Below are 11027 nucleotides of genomic sequence, written 5' to 3' on the forward strand. Positions count from 1 at the left end.
TCGCGCAGGACCGAGTGATACCGCGTGGTCCGCACCGGAGAGGTGGCTGCATGGGGCAGGGGGACCGCGGCCGCCGAGCGGTCGCGCCAGCTCTGCATCAGGCAGAGTTGGTTCGTCGATGTGCCTCTTCATACTACAGGCCGCAGCGCGTGAAGCCCTGGGATAGGCCAGGGCTTCACGCGGAATTCCTTGGTATCCGTGGAGAGATGCGGCACATTTCCGCGTCCCCCGCTGCGGCGCGGGGTCAGTGGCGGCTGTGGCCCCGCCCCGAGGGGCCGCCGGTTCCCAGCCAGCCGGCCAGTTTGCCGCCCTGGGAGACCGCCTGCAGCCGCCGCTCCGCCGCGTCACGCACCGGATCGGTCGCGACCACCAGCAGCTCGTCGCCGCGCCGCAGCACCGTCGACGGCGAGGGCACGAAGCTGGAGCCGTCCCGGACGATGAGGGTGACGGCCGCGCCCGCGGGCATCCGCAGCTCCCCGACCTCGACGCCGTGCATACGGGACGTCGGGCCGATCGAGGTGGACAGCAGATGGCCGCGCAGCCGCTCCAGGGGCGCCGACTCGATGCCCAGGTCGGCGGCCTCCTTGCCGTCGCCCAGCCGCAGCCGCCGGGCCAGCCAGGGCAGGGTCGGCCCCTGGACCAGGGTGTAGACCACGACCAGCACGAAGACGATGTTGAAGACCCGCTCGCTGCCCGGCACGTCGCCCACCATCGGGATGGTGGCCAGCACAATCGGCACCGCACCGCGCAGTCCGGCCCATGACAGCAGGGCCTTCTCCTGCCAGGGCACCCGGAACGGCAGCAGCGCCACGAACACGGACGTCGGCCGGGCCACCAGCGTCAGGATCATGCCGATCAGCAGCGCCGGGACGATGTCGTCGATCAGGTTGTGCGGGGTCACCAGCAGGCCCAGCAGGACGAACATGCCGATCTGGCCGAGCCAGCCCAGGCCCTCGGCGAAGCCGCGGGTGGCCGGGGCGTGCGGCAGTTTGGCGTTGCCGAGGATCACCGCGGCCAGATAGACGGCGAGGAAGCCGGAGCCGTGGGCCAGGGCGCCGGCCGCGTAGGCGGAGACCGCGATGGCCATGACGGCGATCGGGTACAGACCGGACGCGGGCAGCGCCACATGCCGCATGCCGTACGCGCCGAGCCAGCCGATGGCCAGGCCGATGGCGGCGCCGATCGCCAGCTCCAGGGCGATCTCGCCGAGCAGCGCGTACCAGTGCTCGACCGGTCCCGCGGTGGAGAAGGCGACCACGAGGATGACCACGGGGGCGTCGTTGAAGCCGGATTCGGCTTCCAGTACGCCGGTCAGGCGGGCCGGCAGCGGCACACTCCGCAGCACGGAGAAGACGGCCGCGGCGTCCGTGGAGGAGACCACGGCGCCGATCAGCAGCGCCTGGCGCCAGTCGAGCCCGGCCAGGTAGTGCGCTCCGGCCGCGGTGACCCCCACGCTCACCGCGACCCCGACCGTCGACAGCACCGCCGCCCGGGGCAGCGCCGGCTTGATCTCTTTCCACTTGGTGCCCAGGCCGCCCTCGGCGAGGATCACGACCAGCGCGGCATAGCCGAGGAGTTGGGTCAGCTCGGCGTTGTCGAAGATGACGCCGCCCGGACCGTCCTGTCCTATGGCGACGCCTATCCCCAGGTAGATGAGCAGGCTGGGGAGCCCGCTGCGCGAGGAGAGCCGTACCGCGGCGACCGCAATGAGCAGTACGAGCGAGCAGATCAGCAGGAGTTCGTTGAGGTGGTCGACAGTCAGGAGCTGATCCTTCCTCGCACGGGCGCCGGGGCGGGCGACTTTCCTTACCGTATCTAGTTACTGAGACTAACAATTTACCATTGCTTGAAGGTTGGATGTGCTGGCGGTGACTCCGCGTAGGGGTCGCCGAACCCGTGCGCCTATGGTTGCTCCAGCACTCCCACCCTGCCCCTCGAAGGACAGAGATGCCCGCCAACAAGTCCGGCCCAGTCCCCAGGAAGAAGAAGGGGCGGCGCGGCCGCCTCGTCGCGATCACGGTCGTGCTGCTGCTCGTGGCGGGCATCGGCTTCGGCGCGTTCTGGGGAGTCAGTACCGTCCGCGCGTCGTTCCCGCAGACCACCGGCTCACTCAAACTCCCGGGGCTGACCAACCCGGTGGACGTCACCCGCGACGCCCACGGCATTCCGCAGATCTACGCCGACACCGACGAAGACCTCTTCCGCGCCCAGGGGTACGTCCAGGCCCAGGACCGCTTCTGGGAGATGGACGTACGGCGGCACATGACCTCCGGCCGGCTCTCGGAGATGTTCGGCAAGAGCGAGGTCAAGACGGACTCCTTCCTGCGCACCCTCGGCTGGCACGAGGTGGCGCAGAAGGAGTACGACACCAAGCTGTCGCCCAGCACCAAGAAGTACCTCCAGTCCTACTCCGCGGGCGTCAACGCCTACCTCAAGGACCACAAGGGCTCCGCGCTGTCCCTGGAGTACGCGGCACTGGACTTCGAGAACGACTACAAGCCCGAGAAGTGGACCCCGGTCGACTCGGTGGCCTGGCTCAAGGCGATGGCCTGGGACCTGCGCGGCAACATGCAGGAGGAGATCGACCGGTCCCTGATGACCAGCCGCTTCACCCCCGCGCAGATCGCCCAGCTCTACCCGGCATACCCGTACAAGCGGAACAAGCCGATCGTCGAGGGCGGCGCGGTCGACCCCTCCTCCAAGGAGTTCAAGCCCGGCGGTTCGGCGAACGCCGCCCCGGCCGGTCCCGGCGGGGCCGCCGCGGGCCTCCAGGCACAGCTGTCCTCGCTGTCCAAGACGCTGGACAGGGTCCCGGCGCTGCTCGGCCCCAACGGCAACGGCATCGGCTCCAACTCCTGGGTCGTCTCCGGCGCCCACACCACCACCGGCAAGCCGCTGCTCGCCAACGACCCGCACCTGGCACCACAGATGCCCTCGCTCTGGTACCAGATGGGCCTGCACTGCCGGACCACCGGACCCAAGTGCAACTACGACGTCTCCGGCTTCACCTTCTCCGGTATGCCCGGCGTCGTCATCGGCCACAACCAGGACATCTCCTGGGGCATGACCAACCTCGGCGCGGACGTCACCGACCTGTACCTGGAGAAGGTCGGCGCCGACGGCTACTTCTACGACAACAAGCAGCGGCCCTTCATAACCCGCAGGGAGACCATCAAGGTCGCCGGCGGTGAGAGCCGCGACATCACCGTCCGGTCCACCAGGAACGGGCCGATCGTCTCCGACCGCGACGGCGAACTGGCCGGCGTCGGCAAGTCCGCCCCCGTCGGCAACGCCGCCCCGGACCGCGGTGACGGCTACGCCGTGTCGCTGCGCTGGACCGCGCTGAACCCCGGCAGGTCCATGGACGCCGTCTTCGAACTCAACCGCGCCAAGGACTGGAACGGCTTCCGCAAGGCCGCCGCGCACTTCGAGGTCCCGTCCCAGAACCTGGTCTACGCCGACACCAAGGGCAACATCGGCTACCAGGCGCCGGGCCGCATCCCGGTCCGCGGCAAGGGGGACGGCCAGTTCGACGGCACCTACCCGGCGCCCGGCTGGGACCCGAAGTACCAGTGGACCGGCTACATCCCGCAGCGGTCCCTGCCGTACGAGTACAACCCCCGGCGCGGCTACATCGTCACCGCCAACCAGGCCGTCACCGACGAGAAGTACCCCTACCTCCTCACCAAGGACTGGGGCTACGGCTCCCGCAGCCAGCGGATCAACGACCTGATCGAGTCGAAGATCAAGGCCGGCGACACCGTCTCCACCGACGACATGCAGACCTTCCAGATGGACAACAGCAGCGAGATCGCCCGGCTGCTGACGCCCTACCTGACGAAGATCGACATCAAGGACAAGTACGTCCGCGACGCCCAGCAGCTGCTGGAGGGCTGGGACTTCACCCAGGAGCCCGACTCCGCCGCGGCCGCCTACTTCAACGCCGTCTGGCGCAACGCCCTCAAGCTCGCCTTCGGCAACAAGATGCCCAAGGAGCTGCGCCCCGACGGACAGTGCCTCACCGTCCGCCCGGCCGACGAGACCGGCCCCGCCGACGAGAACGACAAGTACCTCCGCGAATGCGGCGAGCGGGCCGGCGACACCGCCCAGCCCGACGGCGGCGACCGCTGGTACGAGGTCGTCCGCGGCATCCTCGACGACCCCGACAACGACTGGTGGAAGACCGAGGACCGGCCCAACCGCCCCGGTGACAAGAACCGCGACCAGCTCCTCGCGCACGCCATGAAGGACGCGCGCTACGAGCTGACCTCCAAGCTGGGCAAGAACATCGACAACTGGAGCTGGGGACGGCTGCACCAGATGTTCCTGACGAACCAGACCCTGGGCACCGACGGACCCGGCATGCTGCAGGGCCTGTTCAACCGCGGCCCCTGGAACCTCGGCGGCGGTGAGGCCGCGGTCGACGCCACCGGCTGGAACGCCGCCGGCGGCTACAAGGTCACCTGGGTCCCGTCCATGCGGATGGTCGTCAACCTCGCCGACCTCGACAAGTCCCGCTGGATCAACCTCACCGGCGCCTCCGGGCACGCCTACGACGCGCACTACTACGACCAGACCGACAAGTGGGCCAAGGGCGACCTGCTGCCCTGGGCGTACAGCGAGAAGGCCGTCAAGGCGGCGGGCAAGGACACGCTGACGCTGTCTCCGTAGGGGCGCGCGGCGCACACGCCGCCACCTGGTGCACGCCAAGCCGTCGGGCGGGCCGGAGGACTCCGGCCCGCCCGACGGCTTTCCGGCTCCCTGGCCGGGACCGCGGTCCCCTCGCGGTCGCGCGCCGTCCAGGGCGGCCGGACCGCCCGCCCGTGGCCGGCTCAGTCCTCCGGACGCTCCCCGGGCGCCGTGAACCGGTGCACCCCCGACGGGGTCACCGCCGCATGCACCGGCCGGTCGTGCGGCTCGGCCGGCACCTCCGCCAGCACCTCCGCGTCGTACAGCAGCACCACCAGCGACGCCCGCGCACCGGCCCGCTCCAGCCGCGCCAGCACCCGGTCGTAGGAGCCGCCGCCGCGCCCCAGCCGCAGCCCGCCGCGGTCCACCGCGAGCCCCGGCAGCAGCACCACGTCCGCCTCCGTGACGGCCTCCGGGCCCAGCCGCGGCCCGTCCGGCTCCAGCAGCCCGCGGCCCGCCCGTACGAGGCTCCCGGCGCCCTCGTAGAGAGCCCAGTCCAGATCGTTGTCCGGCAGCAGCACCGGCAGCAGCACCTGCACCCCCTCCGCCCGCAGCAGATCGAGCAGGGCGCGGGTGGAGGGCTCACCGCCTATCGAGACGTACGCGGCGACCGTCGGCAGCGCCTCGGGGCGCGGGGCGACCGGCCACACCAACTCGTCCAGCTCCAGCGTGCGTCGCGCCAGCGCCTCGCCCGTCGCCGCGACGACATCCGGCGGCAACGCTCTCCTCACCTCCAGGAGATCCCGCCGCAACCTGCGCTTTCTATCGTGATTCACGCTCACTGTGTGCCCTTGCTCCCGCTCTCATGCTCTTTTCACCGGACCCTCATCATCGTTCCGATAGGGCCGGTTATGGTGTCGCGCATGACCCCATCGCACACACGGATCAGCAAGGCTGTCATCCCCGCAGCCGGCCTCGGCACCAGGTTTCTCCCCGCCACCAAGGCCACGCCCAAGGAGATGCTCCCGGTCGTCGACAAGCCCGCCATCCAGTACGTGGTGGAGGAGGCCGCCGCCGCCGGGCTCTCCGACGTCCTGATGGTGACCGGCCGCAACAAGCGCCCCCTGGAGGACCACTTCGACCGTAATTACGAACTCGAGGAGGCGCTGCACCGCAAGGGCGACGAGTCCCGGCTCGCCAAGGTGCAGGAATCCAGCGACCTGGCGACCATGCACTACGTACGCCAGGGCGACCCCCGCGGTCTGGGCCACGCGGTGCTGTGTGCCGCACCTCACGTGGGCGACCAGCCCTTCGCGGTCCTGCTGGGCGACGACCTGATCGACCCCCGTGACCCGCTGCTGGCGCGCATGGTCGAGATACAGGAGCAGTACGGCGGCTCCGTCATCGCCCTCATGGAGGTCGACCCGGCGCAGATCCACCTCTACGGCTGCGCGGCCGCCGCCCCCACCGGCGACGACGACGTGGTGGCCGTCTCCGACCTGGTCGAGAAGCCCGACCCGGCCGAGGCCCCCAGCAACCTCGCCATCATCGGCCGCTACGTCCTCGACCCGGCCGTCTTCGAGGTGCTGCGCAAGACCGCCCCGGGACGCGGTGGCGAGATCCAGCTCACCGACGCCCTCCAGGCGCTGGCCGCCGACCCCTCCCTGGGCGGCCCGGTGCACGGCGTGGTCTTCAAGGGCCGCCGCTATGACACCGGCGACCGCGGCGACTATCTGCGTGCCATTGTCCGACTGGCATGCGAACGTGAGGACCTGGGCCCGGACTTCCGGACCTGGCTTCGCAGTTACGTCACCGAGGAGATGTGAGACGTTGAACCACGCCACCGGCCGGACCAGCCACCAGGACCGTGTCTGGTCGGTGGCCGAGCACCTCGACGACGTCCTGGCGAAGATCGCCCCGCTGGACCCGATCGAGCTGCAACTCCTCGACGCCCAGGGCTGCGTCCTGGTCGAGGACATCACGGTCCCCGTCGCCCTGCCGCCCTTCGACAACAGCTCCATGGACGGCTACGCGGTCCGGGCCGCCGATGTCGCGGACGCCACGGAGAGCGCCCCGGCCGTCCTCACCGTCATCGGTGACGTCGCGGCCGGCAGCGGCGCACTTCCCGCCATCGGGCCCGGCCAGGCCGCCCGCATCATGACCGGTGCCCCGCTGCCGCCCGGCGCCGAGGCCGTCGTCCCCGTCGAGTGGACCGACGGCGGTACGGGCCAGGGACCGGCCGCCACGATGCGCGCCCACAGCGCCGCCCCGCAGGACGCCGGCGGCGAGGTCCGCGTCCACCGCCCGGCCGCCGCCGGCGCCCATGTCCGCACCCGCGGCAGCGACGTCACCGAAGGCGAGCAGGCGCTGCGCGCGGGCACCGTCCTCGGCCCCTCCCAGATCGGCCTGCTCGCCGCCGTCGGCCGCGGCACGGTCCGGGTCCACCCGCGCCCCCGCGTCGTGGTGCTGTCGACCGGCAGCGAACTGGTCCAGCCCGGCGAGGCGTTGGGCCCCGGCCAGATCCACGACTCCAACAGCTTCCAGCTCACCGCGGCCGCCCGCGACGCCGGAGCCATCGCCTACCGCGTCGGCGCCGTCGCCGACGACGCCGAGACCCTCCGTGCCACCCTGGAGGACCAGCTCATCCGGGCCGACATCCTGGTCACCAGCGGCGGCGTCAGCGTCGGCGCCTACGACGTCGTCAAGGAGACGCTGGCCGCGCTCTCCGCCGAGGACGGCGCCGTCGAGTTCCGCCGGCTCGCCATGCAGCCCGGCAAGCCCCAGGGCTTCGGCCTCATCGGCCCCGACCGCATCCCGCTGCTCGCCCTGCCCGGCAACCCCGTCAGCGCGTACGTCTCCTTCGAGCTGTTCGTCCGCCCGGCCATCCGCGCCCTCATGGGCCTGCCCGAGGTCCACCGCCCCACCACTCCCGCCCGGTGCACCGAGGCCGTCGCCTCCTCGCCCAAGGGGAAGCGCCAGTTCCTGCGCGGCTCCTACGACGCCGAGGCCGGCACCGTCACCCCCGTCGGCGGCGCCGGCTCCCACCTGATCAAAGCCATGGCGCACGCCAACGCGCTGATCGTCGTCCCCGAGGACACCACCGAGGTCCCCGCGGGCGAGGAGGTGGACGTCGTCCTGCTCGGCTGATCCGCTGCCGCCGGGGGTACGGTGTCGTCCCACAGGCGGCAGTTTGGTACCGGGAGAACGATGAGCAGCGGCCAGCAACACCTCACCCATCTCGACGCGGCCGGCGCGGCGCGGATGGTCGACGTCTCCGCGAAGGACGTCACCGCCCGTACCGCCCGTGCCCGTGGCCGCGTCCTGGTGTCCTCGCAGGTCATCGAGCTGCTGAGGGGCGAGGGAGTGCCCAAGGGCGACGCCCTGGCCACCGCCCGGATCGCCGGCATCATGGGCGCCAAACGCACCCCCGAGCTGATCCCGCTCTGCCACCCGCTGGCCGTCTCCGGCGTCAAGGTCGACCTCTCCGTCACCGACGACGCCGTCGAGATCACCGCCACCGTCAAGACCACCGACCGCACCGGCGTCGAGATGGAGGCGCTGACCGCCGTCTCGGTCGCCGCGCTCACCGTCGTCGACATGGTCAAGGCCGTCGACAAGGCCGCGGTGATCTCCGACATCCGCGTGGAGGAGAAGACCGGCGGCAAGTCCGGCGACTGGAGCCGGTCATGACACCCGCCCGCGCCCTGGTCGTCACCGCCTCCAACCGGGCAGCGGCCGGTGTCTACCCCGACAGGGGCGGCCCGCTGCTCGCCGAGGGCCTGGCCGCCATGGGCTTCGAGGTCGACGGCCCGCAGGTGGTGCCGGACGGCGAGCCGGTGGAAGCCGCCCTGCGCGGCGCCGTCTCCTCCGCCCGCTACGCCGTCGTCCTCACCACCGGCGGCACCGGCCTCTCGCCCACCGACCGCACCCCCGAGGCCACCCGCCGGGTCCTGGACTACGAGGTCCCCGGCATCCCCGAGGCGATCCGCGCCGCCGGCCGGACGAAGGTCCCCACCGCCGCGCTCTCCCGCGGCCTGGCGGGCGTCGCCGGTACGACCCTGATCGTCAACCTCCCCGGCTCCACCGGCGGTGTCCGCGACGGCCTCGCCGTCCTCGCCGAGCTGCTGCCGCACGCCGTCGACCAGATCCGCGGCGGCGACCACCCCAGACCTTCCGGGAGCCCGAGCTGAACGCGCCCTGGCCCTGGCCGGTGATCCTGACGGACGGCGAGGTCACCCTCCGCCCGATAAGGGTGCGCGACCAACGGGCCTGGCGCGAGGTCAACCGCCGTAACCGCGACTGGCTGCGCCCCTGGGAAGCCACCATCCCGCCGCCCCCGCCCGGCCTCGCCCCGCCGCACCGTCCGACGTACCGTCAGATGGTCCGCCATCTCCGTGCTGAGGCACACGCCGGCCGGATGCTGCCGTTCGTCGTCGAATACCGCGGGCAGCTCGTCGGCCAGTTGACCGTCGCGGGCATCACCTGGGGCTCCATGTGCTCCGGCCATGTCGGTTACTGGGTCGACCAGGACGTGGCAGGGCGCGGGGTCATTCCGACGGCCGTGGCGCTCGCCGTCGACCACTGCTTCCGGACCGTGGGCCTGCACCGCATCGAGATCTGTATTCGCCCGGAGAACACCCCCAGCCGCCGGGTGGTCGAAAAGCTCGGGTTCCGCGACGAGGGCATCCGCCCGCGCTACCTCCACATCGACGGCGCCTGGCGCGACCACGCCGTATTCGCGCTCACCGCGGAAGAGGTGCCCGAAGGCCTGCTCAGCCGCTGGCGGCGCGGGAATCCCCGCACGCCCGGCGCATCCCACAAATAAAATAAATGTTCGAATGTATTCGCCGGTTGACCGGATTGGCGGAGGTGCTGATCTCTACGATCACAAAAAAGTTCGAGATATCAGCCAGATCGTGCGACACACCGGCCCAATTGGCGGATGGCCCCCTGCAAACCCCTCTACCGTGTGAGTTGTGAGAAGCAGCGGCCTCATCTACGCAGTCATCGTCGGGGCCTGGGCCGCCTATTTGGTGCCGATGTGGCTCCGTAGGCAGGACGAGCTCAACGAGGCCCGTCCGACCGAGCGCTTCAGCACCGCCATCCGGCTGCTGTCCGGACGCGCGGCGATGCAGCGCCGCTACGACAAGCGGCACGGGGAGTACCCCGCCGACGATGCGGGCGACGAAGCGGACCCGGACGCTCCGGCCGACGAGGCCGCCGCCCGGTCCTTCGGCGACCCCGCTCCGGCCGAGGCCGGCCACACCCGGGTGCAGGCCACCCCGCCGCGCCCCTCCGCCGCCGAGCGGACCAAGCGCGCCAAGGTCCTCGCCCGCCGCCGGCGCACCACCACGGTCCTGTTCCTCACCTTCACCATCGGCGCCGTCGTCGCCGCGGTCGGCGGTCTCCCCTTCCTCTGGGCCCCCGCCCTCCCCGCCCTCCTCCTGACCGCCTACATCGTCTACCTCCGTATCCAGGAGCGGCGGCGCTTCACCTTCACCATGGACCGGCGCAAGGCGGAGGCGGCGGCCCAGCGGCTGCGGGAGGGCAGACGCCGCCCTCAGCAGGCGGCCGAGCAGCCGCCCGCCGACGAGCACCCCGTCGAGGCCCACGCTGACGCCCCGGCCGACCCCGCCCCGGAACCGCCCCGCCCCGCGACCCCCGCCCACACCGCGGGCCGCCGCGCCCTGGTCGAGGAGACCGACCACGCCGAGTGGGTCGACCAGCAGCGCGAACGCGAGCGCCCGCGCCCCGCCGACGGCACCTGGGAGCCGGTCCCGGTACCCCTGCCCACCTACGTCACCGCCCCGGTCGCCCCGCGCGCCACCAGCCACGTCGACCTGGACGCCGACGACGCCTGGAGCTCCGCCCGCTCCAGCGCCGCCGCGGACCGCCCTCACCACGACCCCCAGGCGGACCGCCCCACCCACCCCGGCCGCCGCACCCGCGGCCGCACCCCCCTCTTCGACCAGTACGAGGACGAGGACCGCCCCCGCGCGGCGAACGAGTGACAGCCCTCCGCTGACCAGCACCGGAAGCGATTTCCGAGCACCGCGACCGAGATGCTAGAGTTTCACTCGTCGCAAGGGCCTGTGGCGCAGCTGGTAGCGCACCTCGTTCGCAACGAGGGGGTCAGGGGTTCGAATCCCCTCAGGTCCACGTGATGAACAGTTCGCGGGTTGGCCCCCGAACTGTTCACGAGATCCCGGTCAGACGGTCACCGTCTGACCGGGATTTCGGCGTTTCGGCCTCGATTAATGCGGAAGTCGGTCCATCGGGGCTCCGGGAAGCGCGGCTTCGCCGCCCGGAGTTGATCGGGGGTGGAGATGCCGACATGCCGAGGGGGACCGCAGGCATGGAGGCAGAGCCTGATCCTCACGGCACGCGGACGGGGCGTG

General features: G+C 71.5%; 9 protein-coding genes and 1 tRNA gene. 8 read left to right on the top strand and 2 right to left on the bottom strand.

The features are described from left to right. Positions 1-244: 244 nt before the first annotated feature. Complete coding sequence (locus ACWC9R_RS10860; protein WP_450730641.1) at positions 245-1762, bottom strand: potassium/proton antiporter; 1518 nt, start codon at positions 1760-1762, stop codon at positions 245-247. Positions 1763-1947: 185 nt separating this feature from the next. Here ACWC9R_RS10860 and ACWC9R_RS10865 point away from each other — a divergent pair, with 185 nt between their 5' ends. Continuing rightward, positions 1948-4671: a penicillin acylase family protein gene (locus ACWC9R_RS10865; RefSeq protein WP_450730447.1), complete on the top strand. Its 2724-nt coding sequence runs from the start codon at positions 1948-1950 to the stop codon at positions 4669-4671. Between the two features lie 161 nt (positions 4672-4832). Here ACWC9R_RS10865 and ACWC9R_RS10870 read toward each other — a convergent pair whose 3' ends face one another. Then, on the bottom strand, positions 4833-5465 hold the full coding sequence (locus tag ACWC9R_RS10870; protein ID WP_450730449.1) for a 5-formyltetrahydrofolate cyclo-ligase: 633 nt from the start codon (positions 5463-5465) through the stop codon (positions 4833-4835). A gap of 87 nt (positions 5466-5552) precedes the next feature. Between ACWC9R_RS10870 and galU the strand changes: the two genes are divergently transcribed. The 7 genes from galU to ACWC9R_RS10905 all read left to right on the top strand — a co-directional run bounded on the left by galU (position 5553) and on the right by ACWC9R_RS10905 (position 10788). Beyond that, positions 5553-6455, top strand: a complete 903-nt coding sequence (galU, locus tag ACWC9R_RS10875; RefSeq protein WP_362602575.1) for a UTP--glucose-1-phosphate uridylyltransferase GalU — start codon at positions 5553-5555, stop codon at positions 6453-6455. 4 nt (positions 6456-6459) lie between these two features. Further along, positions 6460-7776 carry a molybdotransferase-like divisome protein Glp gene (glp, locus tag ACWC9R_RS10880; RefSeq protein WP_450730451.1) on the top strand — a complete coding sequence of 439 codons (1317 nt, stop codon included), beginning with the start codon at positions 6460-6462 and terminating at the stop codon, positions 7774-7776. Positions 7777-7836: 60 nt separating this feature from the next. Beyond that, positions 7837-8319, top strand: coding sequence for a cyclic pyranopterin monophosphate synthase MoaC (gene moaC / locus ACWC9R_RS10885; RefSeq protein ID WP_362602569.1), 483 nt, complete (start codon positions 7837-7839; stop codon positions 8317-8319). After that, on the top strand, positions 8316-8819 hold the full coding sequence (locus ACWC9R_RS10890; RefSeq protein WP_450730454.1) for a MogA/MoaB family molybdenum cofactor biosynthesis protein: 504 nt from the start codon (positions 8316-8318) through the stop codon (positions 8817-8819). Before moaC ends, ACWC9R_RS10890 begins: the two co-directional genes overlap by 4 nt. Positions 8820-8839: 20 nt before the next feature. Beyond that, positions 8840-9454 carry a GNAT family N-acetyltransferase gene (locus ACWC9R_RS10895; protein WP_450730456.1) on the top strand — a complete coding sequence of 205 codons (615 nt, stop codon included), beginning with the start codon at positions 8840-8842 and terminating at the stop codon, positions 9452-9454. A gap of 151 nt (positions 9455-9605) precedes the next feature. Continuing rightward, positions 9606-10640 carry a divisome protein SepX/GlpR gene (gene sepX / locus ACWC9R_RS10900; protein WP_450730458.1) on the top strand — a complete coding sequence of 345 codons (1035 nt, stop codon included), beginning with the start codon at positions 9606-9608 and terminating at the stop codon, positions 10638-10640. Between the two features lie 75 nt (positions 10641-10715). Next, positions 10716-10788, top strand: a tRNA-Ala gene (locus tag ACWC9R_RS10905). The last annotated feature ends 239 nt before the right edge of the window (positions 10789-11027 follow it).

It is taken from the genome of Streptomyces sp. NPDC001219 (assembly GCF_053597915.1).

What these genes read in the sequence shown, in the direction of transcription:
- ACWC9R_RS10865 (WP_450730447.1), top strand. Translation starts at nt 1,948, where the DNA reads ATGCCCGCCAACAAGTCCGGCCCAGTCCCCAGGAAGAAGAAGGGGCGG.
- galU (WP_362602575.1), top strand. Translation starts at nt 5,553, where the DNA reads ATGACCCCATCGCACACACGGATCAGCAAGGCTGTCATCCCCGCAGCC.
- moaC (WP_362602569.1), top strand. Translation starts at nt 7,837, where the DNA reads ATGAGCAGCGGCCAGCAACACCTCACCCATCTCGACGCGGCCGGCGCG.
- ACWC9R_RS10890 (WP_450730454.1), top strand. Translation starts at nt 8,316, where the DNA reads ATGACACCCGCCCGCGCCCTGGTCGTCACCGCCTCCAACCGGGCAGCG.